Below are 20,201 nucleotides of genomic sequence, written 5' to 3'. Positions count from 1 at the left end.
CAGGAGGCCCCGTGACCGATACGCGTTATCTGGTGCACGGGGTCTTTTTGGTGCACGGGGTCTTTTGGGATGGGCCGCCGGCAGTTTCCGCAGCGTCCGACGGCGGCAGGCCCGTTTTGCGCCTCCAGCACCGTTCCGGCGGGTTCAGTGAGATGGCGCTCGACGCCGGGACCCGCCTGGGGTTCCGCGTTGCGGACGGCGGCAAGCACTGCCTCGGCCACACCAGGGTCTTCTCTGCAGCCGAGCGCCAGCACATCAGCTGCCCGCACAGCGCTCATGCGGTCCGGGGCAGCCAGTGTGAGCCCTGCCAGCTGGCAGACGACACCCGGCTGATCCACGAATGCCACCGTGGCGGCCGGGTCCCGGCGGGCCTCCGGGACTATCTGATGCAGCCGCACTGGCTCTACGTCGCCACGTTCGCCAACGGTGCCAGCAAGATCGGCACGGCCTCGCAGCCGCGCAAATGGAACCGGCTGGCCGAGCAGGGTGCGGTGGTGGCCCGCTACGTCGCCCTGGCGGAGGACGGGCGGCTGGTGCGTGTCCTGGAGGACCTGGCCACGAGCGAAGCGGGCCTTGCCCAGCAGGTGCGCGGCGCGGCGAAGGCCGCCGCCCTGACGGACCCGCTCCCCGCCGTCGAGCTTGACCTCCTCAACCGGCGCCGGGCGGAGGACGTGCGGACCCTGTTGGCGGGCACGGCCGTCGGGGGTTTCGCCATTGTGGATGAGGAGTGGGTCCGTCCGGCGCAGGCCGCGGCGCTGTGCGCGGCTGCTTCCCGGCACGCCTACCCGCACGGGATGCACGGCGGAAGCCACGGCTTCACCCTCAAGGCCCTGTGCGGCAGCCATTGCCTGGCCGGCCTGGACGGCTCGGAGCTGGACTTCGTGGTGAACCTCGGGCTGCTGAAGGGGCGGCTGGTGGAACCGGGGGAGTACAGCTCGGAGGTGCCGGCGGTGCAGGAAGCCCTGTTCTGAGGCGCACGGTTTCGAACGCGCAGGCCTGACTGGGTAAACTGGCACGGTGCTGCACGAATTCTGGGTCACCGCGCCCAAGTCCTACAAAATCCTGGTCTTCATTGCAATGGGCCTCATCGCCGTCGGCCTGATCCTCAACATCGTGGGCAACGTCACCGCCAACCAGGCGCTCATGATCGCGTCCCTGCCGGTGATCGGCCTGGGCCTCGTGCTGCATATGGTCGGCATGGTGGTCCGCGGCCAAAGTGTCCGGAAGAACATCAGGAAATAACGACACGAATCCGGCCCGCACGCCGGCCCCGATAGGCTTGAACCCATGACTATCAATCCGGACCTGCAGGGCCGAAGCTACCCTGCCGCAGAGGTGTATGACGTTGGCCGCGAGAAAATCCGCGAGTTCGCCCGCGCCGTCAAGGCCACCCACCCCGCCCACTTCGATGTTGATGCCGCGCAGGGCCTGGGCCACCCCGACCTCGTGGCACCGCCCACGTTTGCGATCATCATCGCCCAGCGCGCCGACGCCCAGCTGATCGAGGATCCGGAGGCCGGCATCGACTTTTCCCGCGTCGTCCATGCAGACCAACGCTTCACGCACCACCGCCCCATCTTCGCCGGCGACCGGCTCGTGGCGGAACTGCACGTCGACGGTGTGCGCGCCATGGGCGGAGGTGCCATGATCACCACCCGCAGCGAGATTTTTGCATTGACGGACGGGGACGGGCGCGAGCCGGTAGCCACCACCAAGTCATCCATCCTGGTCCGCGGAGAGGGACAGTAGCCATGAGCCCCACTTTTGAAGAACTCAGCGTCGGCCAGGACATCGGCGGCCGCAGCATCGAGGTGACCCGGCAGGACCTGGTCAAGTACGCCGGCGCTTCGGGCGACTTCAACCCCATCCACTGGAACGAGGCCTTCGCCACGGGGGTCGAGCTTCCCGGCGTCATCGCCCACGGCATGTTCACCATGGGCGCCGCCGTGCAGCTGGTCAGCGACTGGGCCGGTGACCCGGCCGCCGTCGTCGACTACCAGACCCGCTTCACGAAGCCGGTGCTGGTCTCCGACACCACGGGAACCGGCGATGCCGGTGCCGTCATCGACGTCAGCGGCGCGGTGGGCGCGCTGGATGCCGATGCCCGCACCGCACGCGTGGACCTCACTGTGGTGTTCGAGGGCCAGAAGGTCCTCATGAAAGCCCAGGCCCTCGTCCGGTTGGCGTGAGGTGATGGTGACCCCTCCCATGCTTTCCGATCTGACCACGGCCGCCGTCGGCGGTCCCGCCGGCAAATACGTCGAGGCCCGCACCGAAGCCGAGATCATCGAGGCGGTGCGGGCCGCGGACGCCGCCGGTGAGCAGCTGCTGATCATCGGCGGCGGTTCCAACCTGCTGATTTCCGACGACGGGTTCCCCGGAACCGTCCTGAAGATCGCCTCGGAGGGGTTCACCGTCAACGCCGAGGACTCCTGCGGCGGCGTATCGGTGGTGGTCCAGGCCGGCCACAACTGGGACGCGCTGGTTCAGCACGCCGTGCTCCACGCCTGGTCCGGCATTGAAGCGCTGTCCGGGATCCCCGGCGCCACCGGGGCCACGCCGGTGCAGAACGTCGGTGCTTACGGCGCGGACGTCGCGCAGACCATCGCCGCGGTCCGCACCTGGGACCGGGAGCGCAACGCCGTGAAGACCTTCACCAACTCGGAGCTGAAATTCGGGTACCGGGATTCGATCCTCAAGCAGACCACCGTCAACGGCTCTCCGCGCTACGTTGTGCTGACCGTCGAATTCCAGCTGCCGCTGGGCCGCATGAGCGCACCCATCCGCTATGCAGAGCTGGCGCGGGTTCTGGGCGTAGAACAGGGCAAGCGGGCCTACTCGAACGACGTCCGCCGCGAGGTCCTGCGGCTGCGCGCGTCCAAGGGGATGGTGCTGGACCCGGCGGACCGCGACACCTACTCCACGGGCTCCTTCTTCACCAACCCTATTGTGCCGTCTTCCGTGGCGGACGGACTGCCCGAAAACGCTCCCCGGTACCCGGGCGGCTCCGACGGCGCGGTCAAACTGTCCGCTGCGTGGCTGATCGACAACGCCGGATTCGGCAAGGGCTTCGGGCTGGAGGACGGGAGCGTCTCCGGCGGCCGGGCCTCGCTGTCAACGAAGCACACCCTGGCCATCACCAACCGCGGCTCGGCCAGCGCCACCGACATGGTGGCGATCGCACGCGAGGTGCGTGCCGGCGTCGTCGGACGTTTCGGCATCGAACTGCACCCCGAACCGCTCCTGATCGGCCTCTCGCTCTAGGTCTGGCGGCGCCTGCTCCGGCAACCGGGCCGCTCGGTTACGGGGAGCCCTAGGATGGGTCCATGGCAGCAGCGGTGAGGATCCGGGTTACGCCCAAGGTGATGGGCCGGCTGCGGCTGGCGTCGCAGGGTCTCCTGGGGACCGGGTTCGGCGGGGCGCCGGAGGCCGTCCGCTCGATGACCGCAATGCAGGCCCAGGATCTCCAAGCGGCCCTGTGGGCGGTGGGTGCCCGGGTTCCCGGCGCAGGCTTGAGTGACGTCCGCCGCGCCCTGGATGATGGGTCCGTGGTCCGGTCTTGGCCCATGCGGGGGACGCTGCACCTGCTGGCGCCCGAGGATCTGCGCTGGATCCTGAACATCACCACGGCCCGGATGATCCAGGGCACGGCCGGCCGGCACCGGGAACTGGAAATCACGGGCAGTGACGTCGGGGTTTGCCGGGATGTTGCGCTCAAGCTGGTTGACGACGGACGGGCCGCCAGCCGGGAGGAATTGTTCACGGCCTTCGAAGCGGCTGGGCAGCCCACCAAAGCGCAGCGCGGGATCCACCTGCTGTGGATGCTGTGCCAGAGCGCCACACTGGTGCCCGGGCCGCTCCATGGCAACCAGCAGAAGTTCGCTGCGTTCGGCCACTGGATCACAACGTCCCGTGACCTGGGCCGTGAGGAGGGGATCGCCGAGCTGCTGCTGAGGTACCTGCGCGGCCACGGCCCTGCCACGCTGCGCGACTTCGCGTGGTGGTCCAGCATTCCTCTGACCGAGGTGCGGCGGGCCCTGCCAGCGGTGAACAGCGGGTTGGTGGAGCTTGAGTACGACGGGACCCAGTACTGGATGTCACCGGAGGTCGCTGCACTGCTGGACGAGGGCGTGCCGGGACCACGCTCGGTTCTTGCTCTTCCGGGGTTCGATGAGTTTGTCCTCGGCTACACGGACCGGAGCATCGTGCTGCCGCCGGAGCATGCTCAGAAGATCGTTCCTGGCGGCAACGGCGTGTTCAAGAAGGCCGTCGTGGCCGGCGGAGAGGTGACGGGCACCTGGGCGCGGCAGGGGAGCGGGCGGAACGCCGCCGTCGTGCACGTTCCCTTCGATGACTCGAAGCCCCTGGGCCCGGCCGCCCTGGCGGGTTTCCGCCGTGCCGCCGAAAGGTACGAGCGGTTCCTCGCGTCCTGACGCCCCCCGCGGCCGCACTTGGCCGCGACTGCACGGGCACAGACGCGGAACCGCCCCCGCGGCCTTGGCTCACACAAAACCGGCCCTGCGCCGCATGACCGGCCCTGGGCAGGGCCGGTCGTGCGGCTTACGGACGGTCTGGGGGTGTGGGGCCGGTCCTGCCCTCGGCCGCTTGTCCACATGGGGCATTGCCAGCCTGTTCACAGATGTATCAACGGATAGAACATTGGAGCATGCGGCGGGGGGAACTCCATGTGGCCATCGAAGCGCGGTGGCCGAACCGAGCTGTGGCTTCAACCTTGCAGCTGCTGGAGGCGGGCATAGATGACAGGCTACTAACCGCAGCGGTCAGAAACGGCGTCCTGCTCAGACTCCGCCGCGGGGCCTATGTGCGCAGCTCATACTGGAGCCAGATCAAGCCGTGGGAGCGTGACGACCTCAGAATCCGTGCCCACTACGAGGCAACGGGTGGAACAGCGCGATACAGCCACGTCAGCGCGGCCCGGCTCCATGCCTGCAGAGTCTGGAATTGCGGACCGCTGGTACACGTGACAACCGGCTATTCGAACTCCGGGACGAGCACGGGCCCGGACGTGAAGACCCACCTTTTCGCGCTTGACGACACCGAGGTTGTCACCCTGCAGCTCGCGGACGGAAGGGAAATCCAGGTGACCAGCCTGGAACGGACCGTTCTAGACTGCGCACGCCTGCTGCCGCTCAATGAAGCAGCCGTGATCGGCGACCATGCGCTGCGGAAGGGCGCGGATCTGCCCAGGATGCGGCAGATGCTGGAGCAAAGCGAGATCAAGCGTGGAAGCCGCCGTGCCATAACGCTGCTGCACTCCCTCGATGCCCGATCGGAATCGGCCGGAGAAACGCGAACCCGGCTCCTTCTGCATGCGATTGGCGTCGAGGGCTTCGAACCGCAGTACGAGTTGCCTACGCGAGCCGGACTATTCCGTGCGGACTTCGCCGATCCGGAGCGACGGGTCATTATCGAGTTCGACGGCAAGGGCAAATACAGCGACTTCAAGCCCACCGGAGAGGTGCTGCTAGCTGAGCGCGCCCGGGAGAACGCTCTGATCGAGGAAGAATGGGTCGTACTACGGCTTGATTGGCAGCATCTGGCTTCTCCCGCTGACGTCAAACGGCGTGTCCTGGCCGCGGCCGTCCGGGCACAGACGCAAAACCGGCCCCGCCCCGCATGAGCGGCCGGCCCTGATACAGCAAGGGCAGGGCCGGTCATGCGGGGCAGGGCCGGTTGAGTGGCGCGAAGCTGGGTTACAGCGAGCCGGTGGCGATGTTGAGCATGCGGCGCAGCGGCTCGGCGGCACCCCAGAGGAGCTGGTCGCCGACGGTGAAGGCGCTGATGTACTGCGGGCCCATCTCGAGCTTGCGGATACGTCCCACCGGAATGGTCAGCGTGCCTGAGGCCGCCACGGGGGTCAGGTCGGCCATCGAGGCTTCCTTGGAGTTGGGCACAACCTTGGCCCATTCGTTGTCCTCGTCGAGCAGCTTCTCGATCTCTGCAACGGAGAGGTCTTCGCGGAGCTTCAGGGTCAGTGCCTGCGAGTGCGAGCGCATGGCGCCGATCCGCACGCAGAGTCCATCCATGATCACGTGGTTGTCATCCGAGGTGCCGAGGATCTTGTTGGTCTCCACCCCGGCCTTCCACTCCTCTTTGGACTGGCCGTTGCCGAGGTCCGCGTCGATCCAGGGGATCAGCGAGCCGGCCAGCGGGACGCCGAACTGGGTGGCGTCGATGTCGCTCCGCTGGTGGGCCAGCACCTTGCGGTCGATGTCCAGGATGGCCGACGCCGGGTCATCCAGTTCCGTGCTGACCTCGGCGTTGAGCGTGCCGAACTGGCTGAGCAGCTCGCGCATGTGCCGTGCACCGCCGCCGGAGGCTGCCTGGTACGTCATGGACGTGCCCCACTCGACGAGGCCGTTCTTGAAGAGGCCGCCTAGGCCCATCAGCATGCAGGACACAGTGCAGTTGCCGCCGACGAAGTCCTTGGTGCCGTTGGCTAGGCCCTTGTCGATGACGTCGCGGTTGATCGGGTCCAGGACGATGATGGAGTCATCGTTCATGCGCAGGGTGGAGGCGGCGTCGATCCAGAGGCCGTCCCAGCCGCGGCTGCGCAGTTCGCCGTGGACCTGCTTGGTGTAATCCCCGCCCTGAGCGGTGACAATAATGGGCAGCTTCGCCAGCGTGTCGACGTCGAACGCGTCCTCGAGCTTGCCTGCGCCTTCAGCAAACGAAGGCGCGGCACCTCCTGCGTTTGAGGTGGAGAAAAATACGGGGTTGATGTTGGCGAAGTCGCCCTCTTCCTGCATGCGCTGCATCAGGACGGAGCCGACCATGCCACGCCAACCGACCAGTCCAACGGACGGAGTAGCTGCTGTAGTCATTGGGCAAGTTTATCTTTGGATTCGGCAGGCCGCAGTCGGTTACGTCACTGCCGGGCAGCGGCAGCGAGTGCAGGACTCAGTCCACGGGCCGCGGAAGGTTCCGCGCCTGGCGCAGCTTCTCGGCCTTGCGCTCCTTGAAGTAACCGGACCAGCCGGCAACCAAGGGGTACAGAACTAACAGGAACATCCACCAGGTCCTGCTGAGAATGTCCCACTGACCCGTTACGGCGATCTGGACGAGGCCATAAATCATCAGGCCTAAAAACAAGCTCATAAGGATTGAAAGAAACAACAGCCCGCCGGAGCTGTTGACAGGCTTCACCACCCCGAGGCCATCGTCCTTGCGAACCCCGTACTCGGCCCGCGTGTAGCCCACCAGTTCGCCATTCTCTGCACGGTGGTAAACCAACCGTTCCTGAGATGGTCCCGACGGCACATAGTTCGGATCCTGCGGGATGCCCTCGCGGCGCCTACCCACGTGCATCCTCGATTGCGGCGAGCAAGCCGCCATCGTCAAGGCCGGGAGTCTCAGCGACCTCGTCTTTGTCGAAGTCCGGGACGCCCGTGGTCCAGGAGTTGTCCTCACTCCGAACCAGAAGATGCTGCTCGGAGTCCAGAGTTTTGAACACGAAATACGCGGAGCCTCCAGGATTATCCGCAACGTGCTGCTGGACGATGCGGAGGGTGGCTTCAGCAGGAGACAGTGAGGGGTCCTTGGCGAATACAAACCAAGTCCCCAGCAGCCGTGGCTGGAGCATGATGGAAACATCGGGCCCCTCGACGAATGCCACGTTGTCCATCGCCTGACCCGTCAGGAGCGAGATCTCCGTCCACCGGGTTGCCTTGCCCAAAGCAGTAGCGACGGCGGACGCCACTCCTTTGACTCCAAGATCACCGTCGTCGTCAACGGCAGCCAGGTCCCGGGCCAGCAGCGATGATGCGCCGGCCGTGGACAGGGTGACGTCGTCGATCATCTCCTCGGCGCGGAAGACACTGACGGAACGGTCGCGGGCGGGGCCGTCGAAAACGTTGAGCAGGTAGGCGAACTCGCCGACCCCGAAACCGATGACGTCGACACCGAGGCGCGGCTCCTGCTGGGTTGGGTCCTGAACAGTCACGAATGTCTCCTAATCGCCGATTCCAAAGAACTTGCCCACGGACTTGCCCGCGTCCACCAGCGTATCCTTCGCGTCACTGACAAACTTTCCAGGGTCCTTCACGGCGTTGACTACTCCTTCGCCAATGTTCTTCCCGACGCTGCTGATAGTCTCCCAGTTCTCGTATACGGCTATGCCGACGCTGGCAACCTGGCAAACGGTTCCTGCGGGAGGAGGCATGAAGCACCCGACACCCAACAGGCCCTTAGCCGCGCTGCCCAGGCCGGCCTCGATTTTTCCCTCGGAAAAATACTTCACGGAGTCGTAGGCGTTGAAGGCCACGCCCGTCCAGCCCAACGTCCTCGCGAGGCCCGTCTTGCCTAACCACTCGAGTTGCGGTTTGCCGGCCCAGAGCCCCGGCTTCTCTTCCAGGAACGATGCGAACCTGGAAAGGCCGGGTAGGTGCTGATTGAGGTTCTTCAGTGAGGCAATTTCGGAAGCTTTATCGATGAGTCCGATTGCACGTTGGTCTCTAGAGGACTTCAGCAGGCCCTCGAGGGCAGAGTTCCCCAGAAGCCGGTGGGCAGCAAAGCCCTGGCCGCCAATCCGGTGGCGCCCCTGCACGAACGACTTGATGAAATCTGCCCGGTGGTTCTTCAGCACCCAGCCATACTCTCCGGCGTGCTTGGCCAGGGTGAGTGGAGCTTTGATGTACTTCTGGATGTTCATGCCCGCCTTGAGCGCGGCAATTCCCCCGCCCAGAACCCCGCCCAGCACGCCTGCCAGCGACCCGCCGGGATCACCAAGGGTGATTGGCCCGCCGCCGGAGCCCGGGGCGGCGTCGCTGGCCTTCTCCTGCTCGTTGGCGTTATCCAGCAGCTTGCGGGATTCGTCGTTGAGGGCGCGCACCGTCCGCTGGATAAGAGCCCTGTGGTTGGAGTTCCAGTCCGAACGGAACTGGGTGGCGTCGTTGCCCTTCCAGGAAGGGTTGCTGTTGATCTGGTTGGTCAGCTGCAGCGACGTCTGCATCAGGTGGTCGGAGACATTCCCGAACTGCTGCGCGAGTGTGCGAAGTTGCGCGACGTCGGCGCCCCACAAATTACCTGTCACATCGTCCCCCAAAATCTGACCGTTCCAAACGGGCACGGTTGCTGCTAAGTCCAGCCATCACTCTAGTTCGCGCCCCCGGGCCGCCGCGATGGGCAGCACTACCCATCCGGGCGCTACTGGCGGTCGGGCTCCTCCAGCAGAGCGGTCTTGCGGGCGCGCAGGGCAAAGAAGGCGCCGAAGGCGAATACCTGCGTCACCACCACCAGGACGATGATACCGGCGATTTTGTTGCCGCCCAGGATCATTGTGAGCCCGACAATCGCGGACAGCAGGGCAAGCAGCGGCAGCAGCATGTAGCCGAGTACGAAGAGGGTTTCGGGTTTACGCAGCATGTTCTAACCTTCCGAGCGGTTCCACTTGGTGAACCGGTAGCGGGTGCCGTTGGCACCCGTCAGCCAGCCGTCGGAGGGCACGGATGCGTCGGCCACCCAGCCGTCGCCGAGCTCCGGGGCATACGTGTCGCCGTCGGCGTCCACGTCGATGGTAGTGACCACCGCGACGTTGGCCAGGCCCGTGGACTCCTTGAAAATTTCACCGCCGCCGAGGATCCAGACCGCTTCGCAGCCCGGGGCGAACTGTGATTCCAGCAGGGCATCATCGAGGGATTTGACGACGACGGCGCCCTCCGCCTCGGGCGAGCTGCCCCAGTCTTCCTGCCGGGTGATGACGATGTTTGTCCGGTTGGGCAGCGGACGGTACTTCGCCGGAAAGGAGAGCCAGGTCTTGCGGCCCATGATGACCGGGTGGCCGGTAGTGACCTTGGTGAAGTGCTTCAGGTCCTCGGGCAGGTTCCACGGCATGTCGCCGTCCTTGCCGATGACGCCGGCCGGCGTCTGGGCCCACACCGAGCCCGATGCCGGACATCCCCGCGGCGATATCCTCGCTGAAAGCCTGCGCATCCATAGTTCCCTCCGTGCTCATACGGCGATCGGCGCCTTGATCGTGGGGTGGTGCCGGTAGCCCACCACTTCGAAGTCGTCCAGGGTGTAGTCGAAGATCGATTCCGGCTTGCGGGTGATCTTCAGCTGCGGGTACTCGTACGGTTCTCGGTCCAGCTGCTTCAGGACCTGGTCCATGTGGTTGTCGTAGATGTGCACATCGCCGCCGGTCCAGACGAATTCGCCGGGCTCGAGCCCGACCTGCTGGGCCAGCATGCAGGTCAGCAGCGAATAGGAAGCGATGTTGAACGGCACGCCCAGGAACATGTCCGCGGACCGCTGGTACAGCTGGCAGGAGAGTTTGCCGTCCGCGACGTAGAACTGGAAGAACGCGTGGCAGGGCGGCAGCGCCATGTCCTTGAGCTCGCTCACGTTCCAGGCCGAGACGATGTGCCGACGCGAGTCCGGGTTCGACTTCAGGCTCTCCACGAGCTCAGCGATCTGGTCAATGTGGCCACCATCCGGCGTGGGCCAGCTGCGCCACTGAACGCCGTAGACCGGCCCCAGTTCGCCGTCGGCGTCGGCCCATTCGTTCCAGATGGTCACGCCCTGGTCCTGCATCCACTTCACGTTGGAGTCGCCGCGGAGGAACCAAAGCAGCTCAGCGGCGACGGACTTGAAGTGCACCCGCTTGGTGGTGATCAGCGGGAAGCTTTCGCCCAGATCAAAGCGAATCTGGCGGCCGAAAACGCTGCTGGTTCCGGTGCCGGTGCGGTCTGATTTGTGCGTGCCGTTGGCCATGACGTCGCGCAGAAGGTCTTCATAGGGCGTTGGGGTGCTCACCCGTCCAGTCTATTCGACTGGCCGTCGAAGGGTTCGAAGGCAGGCCGCGGCGGCGCTGGAGACTGACGCGGACCAGCGAAATGAGCTCGTCATCAGGTATACCTGCCTTGGCCGCCGCGTCGACGAGACGCCCGACGGCGACGCCCAGTTCCGTCGCGGACGCACCGGAGCTGGACGAACGGGAGCTGGACGCACCGGAGCCGTGCGCCCCGGTGTCTGACGCACTGTATGCCGGTGGCCCGACGACGACGGTTCCGTTCCGGCGCCGGGTCTCGATCAGCCCGGACTGCTCCAGTTCCTTGTACGCCCGGGCGACGGTCCCGGCGGCGAGCCCAAGGTCTGCCGCGAGGCTGCGGACTGCCGGCAACCGCGTCCCGGGTGTCAGCCCACCAGCCGCGATCAGCGCACTGATCTGCAGCCGGATTTGCTCGTACGGGGGAGTGGGGGAAGCGAGGTCCACCGAAATGCCCACTGTCATCGCGCAGGTGCCACCGGTGCGGGCCCGGCAGCCGGGGCGCTCCTCGGGCCGAAAGCGGTGACGGGAATCAGGGAAAGCACCACGGCGGCTGCCACCAGCACATACCCGGCGGCGGCTGCCGTCCCTTCCCACAGTTCCGCCGGGACCGTCTGCGTTCCCAGCAGCGCGGCCCATGCCGGACCTGCCGAAATCAGCAGGCCACCCGCCTGTGCGAGCAGGAAGGCGGCCAGAATCCGCACGATCCTGTTGAGCGTGATGGCGCGGAGCGCCGCGTCCAGTCCGTCGTCCGCCGTGACGATGCCGCGGCGCCGGCGAACGGCTTGGGTGGCGGGCGCAGCCGTGACGGCGACGGCGGCAGTCGCCACCGCCGTCGGAATCCAGCCCGGGGCCACTGGTGTTCCGGACGGAAGCGCCGCTTCTCCGACGGCGGTCATCACAGTCACGATGGCCAGCAGCAGCAGGCCAATGATCGCAGCGGTGAGGAGGGCGGGCGTCACCGGCTGGACAGGCCAGCCGCGGACCGCCGAGGCAGCGCCGTAATTCCGTTCGAGGAGCAGCTCGCCGGCCAGGATGGCCAGCAGGACACATCCGGCCATCACAGCCGAGATGACGGTAGCACGGACCGGATTCGTGGAACCCAGAAAGAACAGGACGGTCATCCCCGGCGCCACCGCGGCCAGTCCGAGGAGGGCGCCGAGGGACACGGTGAGCGCTGCGGCGGGATGTTTCTCACGGCGGAGGTTCCGGACGTTTTTCCGGCCGGAAGACGAAACCCGGCGGGTTTGGGCTTTGCGGGGCCGGACGCTGGCCAGCTGCGGCGGCTGCCACAGCCACATCACGAACAGCACCACCACGGCCACCAGCGCGGACGGGTTGGTCCATGAGGTGGCAGTTGCCGGCTCCGGTCGGGAGGCAAAGTTGCCCGCGATGGCCGCCAGCCCCGCGGCAACCGTGGAGACCGTCCGCAGCAGCCGGTTCATCGCAATCGTGCGGAGAAGCGCATTGTCTCCGGCATCGAGTGCTTCCAGCTGCCGGCGGCGGGAAATCAGCCACAACACCAGGACGGTCCCGGCCGCGAGCACAAGCAGCGCGGCAGCCAGGCACGCCGCCAGTTCCGTGCCGGGAATCCGTCCGTCATCGAAGAAGCTGGGGCCGGTAGCACCTTCCGGCGGAGTAGCAGGCGGTACCGGACGGTACGCCGGCTGCATGGCGGCCCACGTGATGGTTGCCGCGGACGCGGCGAAAATGCCGAGCGTGGTCCAAGCGAGCTTCCGCGGCAGAAAGTCCCTGACGTGCCGGACGGACAGGGTTGCCAGCCGGCGCGAACCCCGCGGACCCGGATAGCTGAGCTGGCCCAGCGCATGGACACCGAGGCAACCGACGACCGGCCAGGCCAGCGCCTCCAGGATGTCCGCAGGCTGCTGAAGCGACGGTGTCTGCGGGCTGGAGGGAACGATGCCCGCGTTCGCTGCCCCTTGCAGGGTGCTGGCCAGCCAGCCGATGACGCCGACCCAGAGCGCATGGTCTGAAATGGACTTGGGCGAGGTGCCGCCGCCCGGCGCCCAGACCACCCAGCGCAATAGCCCGTAAATGCCCAATGCGGCCAGCAGCGGTCCCAGCACCGCCATGGGCGGCAACTCAAACTGTAGTGGCATCAGATCCCCCAACGATCCCCAAAGCGCCTGATCCCAAAGCGCCATCTTTGTACCAAGTATTTGATACAAAGATGGCGGGGTCAAGGTGGAGGCTGGAGGGCTGCGGAGAATCAGTCGTCGAAGGGCTTGAACTGCTCCACGGACACGATCCTGCTCTTGCTGCCGTGCGCCACGTGGCAGATGATCATTTCCCCGGGGGCGAGGTAGGGGTCCGCCACCGGCAGCAGGCCCTTGAGCCGCGGGGTCATGTAGCTGGCGAGCCGGCCCAGCACAGTGGGGAGGGCCGGCCGGTGCGTGCACAGCACCACTGCACGCTGCTTGTCGAAGAGTGCGTCCACGACGGCAGCGGTCTTTTTGGGGTTACGGGCATGCCGGTGCTCGGTCAGCGCATCCACGAGTTTCACCTTGGCGTCCGCCGACTTGACGTAGGGCGCGATGGTGGCCACGCAGCGCAGCCACGGGCTGCTGACCACGCGCAGCGGCTTCCACGCCTTCAGGAGCCGGTGCACGGCCTGGGCCTGACGTATGCCGGTGGCCGCCAGGGGCCGTTCGCCTTCCGCCTTCGTCCATGACGAACGCGGTTTGGCCTTGGCATGGCGCACGACGACGAGCGGCCAGGTCTGCAGTTCTTCGCGGGCGTGCGCCGCCGCCAGGTATTCCAGCGGCGCCCGGTCTGAGGGGTTGGACAGCAGCGCGGCCGCACGCTCCGGTGCGCACCACATGACGCTGTCCACCTCCTTGCCGTCGGGCCGCAGTGAATTGCCGGTGACCTCGACGGCCCAGTAGTGCACAACCTTCAGTCCGGCGGAGACGTGGTAGTGGATGGGCGGGAGCGGGATGCCCAGCGGCGCCACGAGGCCGATCTCCTCCTCCACCTCGCGGACTGCGCACTCGGGCACAGTTTCGCCGGGGTCAAGCTTGCCCTTGGGCCAGGACCAGTCGTCGTACCTGGGCCGGTGGATCAGGAGGACCTCCAGCTGGTCCTTCTTGACGCGCCAAGGAATGGCGCCGGCGGCCGTGACGGCTACCGGCTCGCCCGGGTGATCGGTCTGATCCGCTATGGGTGAGTCGCTGCTCTTCAAAGGCCGGGTTCCTACCGCCGGACGACGGCGCGCTGCCGGGAGCGTGATGCCAGGAGCCAGGACTGGACATCGTCCAGTTTGCGGCCGTCCTCGCCGATGTGGTGGCGGGTCCACTCGCCGTCGCTGTCAAGGTGCCAGCTGGACGTTTCGGGGTCCATGTACCGGCGCATCAGGTCCAGGACATAGGCGGTGTCCTCGCCGCCGGAAAGCTGTACCAGCGCCTCAACGCGGCGGTCCAGGTTGCGGTGCATCATGTCCGCGGAGCCGATGTACACCACGGGGTTGCCACCGTTGCTGAAGGCGAACACGCGGGAGTGTTCAAGGAAGCGGCCAAGGATGGAGCGGACCGTGATGTTCTCGCTCAGCCCGGGGATGCCGGGGCGCAGGGAGCAAATGCCCCGGACAATGACGTCCACCTTCACGCCTGCCTGCGAAGCGCGGTACAGGGAATCGATAATGGACTCATCCACCATCGAGTTGACTTTGATCTGCACCCGCGCGGGGATGCCTGCGCGGGCATTGCGGATTTCGGCTTCGATCCTGTCGATGAGTCCCGAACGCACGGACCGGGGGGCCACCAGGAGCCGCTTGAAGGTCGACTTGGGGGCATACCCGGAGAGCTGGTTGAACAGCTTGGACAGGTCCTCGCCCACCTGCTCGTTCGCGGTCAGAAGCCCGAGGTCCTCGTAATAGCGTGCGGTCCGCGGGTGGTAGTTGCCTGTCCCGATATGGCAGTAGCGGCGCAGCCCGTCTACCTCCTGGCGGACCACGAGGGAGAGCTTGCAGTGGGTCTTCAGGCCCACGATGCCGTAGACCACGTGGACACCGGCCTGCTCCAGCTTGCGGGCCCAGGAGATGTTCGCCTGCTCGTCAAAGCGGGCCTTGATTTCCACGAGGGCCAGCACCTGCTTGCCCGCCTCGGCAGCGTCGATCAGGGCGTCGACAATGGGGGAGTCGCCCGAGGTGCGGTACAGGGTCTGCTTGATGGCCTGCACCTTGGGATCCGCCGCCGCCTGTTCGAGGAACGCCTGGACGGACGTGGAGAACGAATCGTAAGGGTGGTGCAGCAGGATGTCGCGGCGGCGCATGGCGGCGAAGACGTTCGCGGCCTTGGACGTTTCGGACTCATTCAGGTACCGGGAGGTGTGGGGTACGTGCTTGGGATAGTGCAGGTCCGCGCGGTCAATGTTGGCGATCACGGACAATCCGCGCAGGTCCAGGGGCGCAGGAACGGAGTAGACCTCCGACTCGTCCACGCCAAGCTCGCGGATCAGCAGGGCGCGGATGTTCGGGTTGATGTCGTTGGTGACCTCGAGCCGGACGGGCGGGCCGAACCGGCGCCGCAGCAGTTCCTTCTCGAGCGCCTGAAGGAGGTTCTCGGCGTCGTCCTCTTCCACCTCGACGTCCTCGTTGCGGGTCACACGGAAGGTGTGGTGCTCCAGGACCTCCATGCCGGCGAAGAGCTGGTCCAGGTGGACGGCGATGACTTCCTCGAGGGCGATGAAACGGGCCACGCGGCCGGGCACCGAACCTGCCCGGGGGCCGTCGATGGAGATCAGGCGGGGCAGCTGGTCCGGGACCTTGACACGGGCGAAGAGCTCCTTATCGCTGACCGGGTTCCGCACCACCACGGCAAGGTTCAGCGAAAGGCCGGAGATGTACGGGAAGGGGTGGGCGGGGTCCACGGCCAGCGGGGTGAGGATGGGGAAGACCTTCTCCGCGAACATGGCGCTGAGCCGGTGCCGGGCGTCGTCGTCGAGCTCGTCCCAGTGCATGAGGTGGATGTGCTCGTAGGCCAGGGCCGGCCGGATCTGCTCGGCGTAGACCTGGGCGTGCCGCTGCTGCAGGCGGTGGGCCGCCTCGCCGATCTGTTCCAAAACCTGGACGGGGCTCAGCCCGGCGGGGGAGGGAACGGCGAGCCCGGTGGCGATGCGGCGCTTCAGGCCGGCCACCCGGACCATGAAGAATTCGTCGAGGTTGGAGGCGAAGATCGACAGGAAGTTGACGCGTTCCAGCAGGTAAAGGTCGGGGTCTTCGGCCAGTTCGAGGACGCGGGCGTTGAACGCGAGCCAGCTCAGTTCGCGGTCCAGGAACCGGTCCGGGCTGATCTCACCCTCAGGTTCCAGGATGGCGGCGAACTCGGGGATGTCGATCCGGTCCTGCGTGGCGCGGGAGGCCGGCACTTCGGAGGAGCCGAACCGGGCGCGCACAGGGGCAGCCTTGATTTCGGTGGTGGCTGTTCCGGCGGATTCCGGTTGCATGCGCTCTCCTTGAGTACTGGCGGGTTTATTTTCAACCTTACAAGCATTCACGGGTCCGGGACCCGAAGATTTCGGGGCAGCCGGATTGCGCGTCAAAGAGCCGGTTAGCGCCCCTCGACCGGCCCGTACATCACATCCATATCCCAGCGTGTGAACCCCAGCCGCCGGTACAGCGAGACAGCCGGAGCGTTGTCCGCATCCGTGTACAGCATGACGGCGTGCAGGCCCTGCTGCTGGAGGTGCCGGATCCCGGCGATGGTCAGTGCCTTGCCCAGGCCCATGCCCTGGGCGGCGGGCGTCACGCCCACCACGTACACCTCGCCGATGGCAGGGTGTGTCCCGTGCCGCGGATGCACTTTGGTCCAGTGGTAGCCCAGGAGCCGCCCGTCCCGGTCCTCCGCCAGCAGGAAGCCGGCCGGGTCGAACCAGGGTTCGTCCATCCGGGCCTGCAGGTCGGCCTTGGTCAGGGATCCTTGCTCCGGGTGGTGCGCGAAAGCCTCACGGTTGGCCACGAGCCAGGCCTCTTCGTCTTTGCCCGGCACGAAGGCGCGAATCGAGACGCCGTCCGGAAGGCCGACGTCGGGCAGGTCAGCGGCTGCGGTGGTGAGCCGCATTTTCCACAGCTCACGAACCGGGCCATAGCCGTACCGGGCCGCCAGGTCCGCGGCGGCCTCATGGTTGCCGTGCGACCATGCCTTGAGCCCGTCCAGGCCACGCGAGGACTTGAGCGTGCTCACGAGCCGGTCGGCCACGCCCTGGTTCCGGTAGCTGGGGTGCACGGCAATTTCCGCCACGCCTGTCCCGTCCGGCTCTTCGACCACCACGGCGAAACCGGCCAGGTCCTGCGCTGTGGCGGGGTCAGACTGCTCGTCCGGGGCGTAGAGGGCAAGGGTCAGCAGCATGTGCGGGCCCGTGTCCGCCGCGCGCATGGTCACGAGGGTCTGTTCGGAAATGGGCGGGTTGCCGTCCGATTCCTCGGCGGCGGCCAGCAGGGCGCGGACATCCCGCAGCAGCTCTTCATCCACGCCGCCCTTGATGACTAGGACGGGCCATTTCTCCGGGTGCGCAGGACTCATGCTGTAAGGCTATACGGACGCCACCCGGGCACGCCCGATTTGTAACAGTCCGTGGCGCCCCGTATAGTCGTTACCTCAGCCGGCATTCATGCAGGTTGTGAGGGGGATCCACCACTGGGGTGGCCTCGATACGTTCGACCCGTATGTCCTCCACTCATAAGTAAAAAACAGAACGGCCCGGCTCTGGTGAGCCGGGCCGTTCTGTATATCTGCTGCAGGTGCACGCACTCCGCGGCGGGCCCAGGGGGCGGCCGGATGCCTACGCCTCGGTGAGTTCGTCCTCCTGCTGGCGGATCAGCGTGAGCCGGTAGCCCACGTTGCGGACCGTGCTGATCAGGTTCTCATGGTCGGCGCCCAGCTTGGCGCGCAGCCGCCGGACGTGGACGTCAACGGTCCGGGTGCCGCCGTAGTAGTCATAGCCCCAGACTTCGGTGAGGAGCTGCTGCCGGGTGAATACCCGGCCGGGGTGCTGCGCCAGGTACTTCAGAAGTTCGAATTCCTTGAAGGTCAGGTTCAGTGCCGCGCCATTGACACGCGCCGTGTAGCTCGCCTCGTCGATAACGACGCCGGCGGCCCGGATTTCGGATGGAGCCTCCTCCTGGTCCGGCACGGCCCGGGCGACAGAGAGGCGGATCCGCGCCTCCACCTCGGCGGGGCCCGCCGAATCGAGCACGATGTCGTCAACGGCCCAGGCTGAGGAAACGGCCGCCATGCCGCCCTCGGTGAGGATCAGCACCAGAGGCGCGCTGAGGCCGGTGGCTTTCAGGAGCTGGGTCAGGGAGCGGGCGCCCACGAGGTCCTTGCGCGCGTCCAAAAGGACGATGTCGCAGGGATCCGTTTCGAGCAGGGCGGTGGGCTCGGCGGGAAGGATGTGAACCCGGTGGTTCAGGAGCTCCAGGGCAGGCAGAATGTCCACCGATGACCCGGTGCTGTTGGTCAGTAACAGGATGTGCGACATTATTCCTCCAAGGGGCTGTCCGCGCATCGTCGGGCGACTGAGCTGATGTCTGAGTATACCCAACGGCTCCCTGACGGACACGGATGGGTCGTGCCCGCGCGCCTTGTTTACGACATATGGCGGTCACATAGGGCAGGATTGAAACCGTCAGGGGGCCGAGTCCCTGCCCGTCAACGGCACAGCCAGGATGAGGTCGCAGCAGATTTGAGTGCAGAGTCCGAGATGAGTACGCCGCGGCCTGCCCCCGAGGTGAGCGCTCCTGTCGCTGCCGGCCGGACGCTCCAGTCATGGAGCATTGGAGTCGTTGGCCTGGCGGGCCTGGCCACGCTGGTGGCCAGTGTCTTCCGGACTCCGGACGTCCTCCTCGCGGTTGCCGTGCTTTTTGCCCTGGGGATCGGCGTCGGCTGGCCCCACTACCTGGGGATCCCCGCCAAGAAAACCCTCGCTGCCGTGATCGGACTGTCCGGGGCCGGCTCCGCCGTCGCGGCCACTTTCGCCGCCGCCCCCGGATTCCTCAACTGGACGCCCGGTTTCATTGCCCTCGGTGTCACCGCCGTCTTCATTGTCCAGCTGGTGCGCGGTACCGGCCAGGCGCAGCGCCTCGAGTCGACACTCGGCTGCAGCGTGGGCGTCCTCCTCTCCTGCCTGGGGTCCGGATGGATTGCCAGCACCAGGTTCAACGGTGTCAAGGAGATGGTGCTGGTAGCCGGCATCAGCGCCGCCGTCGCACTGCTCGCCGGCCTCATCCGGTGGCCGGACCGGATCATTGCGCCCCTGGGCATCACCCTGGCCGGACTGGCCGGGCCGCTCGCCGGCCTGGTGTTCTCCGACATCGCCGTTTTGCCCGCCGCAGTGTTCGGTGTGGTGGTCGGGGCGGTCCTGGTCAGTTTCCGCCGGCTCGTGACTCTCCGGGGCGCTCCGCTGAACTTTCCGGCTGCCTTGGGCATGGGCCTGGCGCCGATTTCGGCGGTCGGTTCGCTCGCCTACTTCATAGACAAACTACTGATCTCCTGACGGGTTAGGATGGCATCATGTCCGTACTTGCATTTGAAATCTTCTTCCTTGTCCTGCTCGGCGTTGCCAGCCTTTCCATGGCCTGGTTTGCCGGTTTTGTTGTCTACCGCCTGTTCAAAGGACAGCGGTAACCCCTGCTTAGCAGTTTCGAGAGGTAGCGGCTGTGCCTATTGAAATTCCTACAGACCTGACCCCCGAACTGGTTCCCCTCTCCTGGCTCATCGGTGAGTGGGAGGGCCGTGGCCGGCTCGGGGCCGGTGATGAAAGCTCAGAGCACTTTCTGCAGCATGTTTCCTTCACCCATAACGGTCTGCCGTACCTGCAGTACCGTGCGGAAAGCTGGCTGACCGACGAGGACGGCACCAAGCTCCGGCCGCTCACAGTTGAGACCGGATTTTGGGCCCTGGAGCGCAAACAGTTGGAGGCCGACAGCGGCCCCGGCCTGGTTCCCGGGGACATCGTGCCAGTGCTGAAAAGCGCCGACGAAGTTGAGGCGCTCCGCAACAAGGATGGCGGCTTCGACATCTCGGTGTCGATCAGCCACCCGGGCGGCATCTCGGAGCTGTACTACGGGCAGATCAAGGGCCCGCAGATCCAGCTCAGCACCGATATGGTGATGCGTGGCAGCCACTCCAAGGACTACAGCGCGGCCACCCGGATCTTCGGGCTGGTGGAGGGCAACCTGCTCTGGCGGTGGGACGTGGCCACCGGCAGCCCGTCGGCAGGCGCCGCAGCTGCTGAACCGGGCAATGGCCTGGAGGCCCACGCCTCGGCGTTCCTTAATAAGGTCACCTGACCGCAGCCACCCCGCTCTGCGCACCCCTCTGCTCCGAAGCCCTGTTCGGCGGCACCCCTTTGGGCTACCTTGGCCTCAGGTCTCCATGCCTGAGTCCAAAGCAACCCG

21 protein-coding genes and 1 pseudogene are annotated in these 20,201 nt (G+C 66.3%); 9 read left to right on the top strand and 13 right to left on the bottom strand.

From position 1 onward, the window contains the following. The first annotated feature begins 11 nt into the window (after positions 1 to 11). From ACHMXB_RS11165 to ACHMXB_RS11135, 7 genes are all read left to right on the top strand, one after another. A complete protein-coding gene (locus ACHMXB_RS11165) occupies positions 12 to 971 on the top strand; it encodes a DUF2797 domain-containing protein (RefSeq protein WP_395398397.1) in 960 nt (319 codons plus the stop codon). A gap of 46 nt (positions 972 to 1,017) precedes the next feature. Continuing rightward, positions 1,018 to 1,242: a DUF3188 domain-containing protein gene (locus ACHMXB_RS11160; RefSeq protein ID WP_395398396.1), complete on the top strand. Its 225-nt coding sequence runs from the start codon at positions 1,018 to 1,020 to the stop codon at positions 1,240 to 1,242. Between the two features lie 45 nt (positions 1,243 to 1,287). Continuing rightward, complete coding sequence (locus ACHMXB_RS11155) at positions 1,288 to 1,749, top strand: MaoC family dehydratase N-terminal domain-containing protein (RefSeq protein ID WP_111905153.1); 462 nt, start codon at positions 1,288 to 1,290, stop codon at positions 1,747 to 1,749. A gap of 2 nt (positions 1,750 to 1,751) precedes the next feature. Then, complete coding sequence (locus tag ACHMXB_RS11150; protein WP_395398395.1) at positions 1,752 to 2,189, top strand: MaoC family dehydratase; 438 nt, start codon at positions 1,752 to 1,754, stop codon at positions 2,187 to 2,189. A 7-nt stretch (positions 2,190 to 2,196) separates the two neighbouring features. Next, the gene (locus tag ACHMXB_RS11145; RefSeq protein ID WP_395405234.1) at positions 2,197 to 3,264 is read left to right on the top strand and encodes a UDP-N-acetylmuramate dehydrogenase; all 1,068 of its coding nucleotides are present in this window, start codon (positions 2,197 to 2,199) and stop codon (positions 3,262 to 3,264) included. Between the two features lie 62 nt (positions 3,265 to 3,326). Next, positions 3,327 to 4,433: a winged helix DNA-binding domain-containing protein gene (locus tag ACHMXB_RS11140; RefSeq protein ID WP_395398394.1), complete on the top strand. Its 1,107-nt coding sequence runs from the start codon at positions 3,327 to 3,329 to the stop codon at positions 4,431 to 4,433. 287 nt (positions 4,434 to 4,720) lie between these two features. Then, positions 4,721 to 5,641, top strand: a complete 921-nt coding sequence (locus ACHMXB_RS11135) for a hypothetical protein (protein WP_395398393.1) — start codon at positions 4,721 to 4,723, stop codon at positions 5,639 to 5,641. A gap of 73 nt (positions 5,642 to 5,714) precedes the next feature. On the opposite strand, the gene asd is transcribed toward ACHMXB_RS11135, so the two are convergent. The 13 genes and pseudogenes from asd to ACHMXB_RS11070 form a co-directional block, all read right to left on the bottom strand. Continuing rightward, positions 5,715 to 6,845: an aspartate-semialdehyde dehydrogenase gene (gene asd, locus ACHMXB_RS11130; RefSeq protein WP_395398392.1), complete on the bottom strand. Its 1,131-nt coding sequence runs from the start codon at positions 6,843 to 6,845 to the stop codon at positions 5,715 to 5,717. A gap of 76 nt (positions 6,846 to 6,921) precedes the next feature. Further along, a complete protein-coding gene (locus tag ACHMXB_RS11125) occupies positions 6,922 to 7,323 on the bottom strand; it encodes a hypothetical protein (RefSeq protein ID WP_395398391.1) in 402 nt (133 codons plus the stop codon). Beyond that, positions 7,316 to 7,963: a hypothetical protein gene (locus ACHMXB_RS11120; RefSeq protein WP_395398390.1), complete on the bottom strand. Its 648-nt coding sequence runs from the start codon at positions 7,961 to 7,963 to the stop codon at positions 7,316 to 7,318. The genes ACHMXB_RS11125 and ACHMXB_RS11120 overlap by 8 nt, the downstream gene beginning before the upstream one ends. Positions 7,964 to 7,972: 9 nt before the next feature. Next, a complete protein-coding gene (locus ACHMXB_RS11115; RefSeq protein WP_395398389.1) occupies positions 7,973 to 9,052 on the bottom strand; it encodes a WXG100 family type VII secretion target in 1,080 nt (359 codons plus the stop codon). A gap of 113 nt (positions 9,053 to 9,165) precedes the next feature. After that, complete coding sequence (locus tag ACHMXB_RS11110; protein ID WP_395398388.1) at positions 9,166 to 9,384, bottom strand: NF038396 family protein; 219 nt, start codon at positions 9,382 to 9,384, stop codon at positions 9,166 to 9,168. 3 nt (positions 9,385 to 9,387) lie between these two features. Continuing rightward, positions 9,388 to 9,973 (bottom strand): annotated as a pseudogene (locus tag ACHMXB_RS11105) (dihydrofolate reductase). Further along, positions 9,970 to 10,773, bottom strand: coding sequence for a thymidylate synthase (locus ACHMXB_RS11100; RefSeq protein ID WP_395398387.1), 804 nt, complete (start codon positions 10,771 to 10,773; stop codon positions 9,970 to 9,972). Before ACHMXB_RS11100 ends, ACHMXB_RS11105 begins: the two are co-directional and overlap by 4 nt. Further along, positions 10,751 to 11,251, bottom strand: coding sequence for a GntR family transcriptional regulator (locus tag ACHMXB_RS11095; protein ID WP_395398386.1), 501 nt, complete (start codon positions 11,249 to 11,251; stop codon positions 10,751 to 10,753). Before ACHMXB_RS11095 ends, ACHMXB_RS11100 begins: the two co-directional genes overlap by 23 nt. Beyond that, on the bottom strand, positions 11,248 to 12,906 hold the full coding sequence (locus ACHMXB_RS11090) for a hypothetical protein (RefSeq protein ID WP_395398385.1): 1,659 nt from the start codon (positions 12,904 to 12,906) through the stop codon (positions 11,248 to 11,250). Before ACHMXB_RS11090 ends, ACHMXB_RS11095 begins: the two co-directional genes overlap by 4 nt. Before the next feature lie 110 nt (positions 12,907 to 13,016). Then, the gene (locus tag ACHMXB_RS11085) at positions 13,017 to 13,988 is read right to left on the bottom strand and encodes an NUDIX domain-containing protein (RefSeq protein WP_395398384.1); all 972 of its coding nucleotides are present in this window, start codon (positions 13,986 to 13,988) and stop codon (positions 13,017 to 13,019) included. 11 nt (positions 13,989 to 13,999) lie between these two features. Then, entirely contained in the window at positions 14,000 to 16,249 is a 2,250-nt protein-coding gene (locus ACHMXB_RS11080; protein WP_395398383.1) for an RNA degradosome polyphosphate kinase, read from the bottom strand. A gap of 104 nt (positions 16,250 to 16,353) precedes the next feature. Further along, positions 16,354 to 17,325: a mycothiol synthase gene (gene mshD, locus ACHMXB_RS11075; protein ID WP_395398382.1), complete on the bottom strand. Its 972-nt coding sequence runs from the start codon at positions 17,323 to 17,325 to the stop codon at positions 16,354 to 16,356. Positions 17,326 to 17,584: 259 nt separating this feature from the next. Further along, a complete protein-coding gene (locus ACHMXB_RS11070) occupies positions 17,585 to 18,283 on the bottom strand; it encodes a winged-helix domain-containing protein (protein ID WP_395398381.1) in 699 nt (232 codons plus the stop codon). Between the two features lie 222 nt (positions 18,284 to 18,505). Between ACHMXB_RS11070 and ACHMXB_RS11065 the strand changes: the two genes are divergently transcribed. Further along, a complete protein-coding gene (locus ACHMXB_RS11065) occupies positions 18,506 to 19,297 on the top strand; it encodes a permease (protein WP_395398380.1) in 792 nt (263 codons plus the stop codon). A 163-nt stretch (positions 19,298 to 19,460) separates the two neighbouring features. Next, positions 19,461 to 20,093, top strand: a complete 633-nt coding sequence (locus tag ACHMXB_RS11060) for an FABP family protein (RefSeq protein WP_395398379.1) — start codon at positions 19,461 to 19,463, stop codon at positions 20,091 to 20,093. Positions 20,094 to 20,201 lie beyond the last annotated feature (108 nt).

The sequence above is a fragment of the Arthrobacter sp. UC242_113 genome (genome assembly GCF_044054585.1).
In the GTDB taxonomy this organism is placed as follows: Bacteria; Actinomycetota; Actinomycetes; order Actinomycetales; family Micrococcaceae; genus Arthrobacter.
This window is presented reverse-complemented; position numbering and strand designations above follow the sequence as displayed.

Excerpts from the sequence above, each read along its gene's own strand:
- ACHMXB_RS11070 (WP_395398381.1), bottom strand. The coding sequence starts at position 18,283 with ATGTCGCACATCCTGTTACTGACCAACAGCACCGGGTCATCGGTGGAC.
- ACHMXB_RS11140 (WP_395398394.1), top strand. The coding sequence starts at position 3,327 with ATGGCAGCAGCGGTGAGGATCCGGGTTACGCCCAAGGTGATGGGCCGG.
- ACHMXB_RS11065 (WP_395398380.1), top strand. The coding sequence starts at position 18,506 with ATGAGTACGCCGCGGCCTGCCCCCGAGGTGAGCGCTCCTGTCGCTGCC.
- ACHMXB_RS11110 (WP_395398388.1), bottom strand. The coding sequence starts at position 9,384 with ATGCTGCGTAAACCCGAAACCCTCTTCGTACTCGGCTACATGCTGCTG.
- ACHMXB_RS11080 (WP_395398383.1), bottom strand. The coding sequence starts at position 16,249 with ATGCAACCGGAATCCGCCGGAACAGCCACCACCGAAATCAAGGCTGCC.
- ACHMXB_RS11150 (WP_395398395.1), top strand. The coding sequence starts at position 1,752 with ATGAGCCCCACTTTTGAAGAACTCAGCGTCGGCCAGGACATCGGCGGC.
- ACHMXB_RS11155 (WP_111905153.1), top strand. The coding sequence starts at position 1,288 with ATGACTATCAATCCGGACCTGCAGGGCCGAAGCTACCCTGCCGCAGAG.
- ACHMXB_RS11090 (WP_395398385.1), bottom strand. The coding sequence starts at position 12,906 with ATGCCACTACAGTTTGAGTTGCCGCCCATGGCGGTGCTGGGACCGCTG.
- mshD (WP_395398382.1), bottom strand. The coding sequence starts at position 17,325 with ATGAGTCCTGCGCACCCGGAGAAATGGCCCGTCCTAGTCATCAAGGGC.
- asd (WP_395398392.1), bottom strand. The coding sequence starts at position 6,845 with ATGACTACAGCAGCTACTCCGTCCGTTGGACTGGTCGGTTGGCGTGGC.
- ACHMXB_RS11095 (WP_395398386.1), bottom strand. The coding sequence starts at position 11,251 with ATGACAGTGGGCATTTCGGTGGACCTCGCTTCCCCCACTCCCCCGTAC.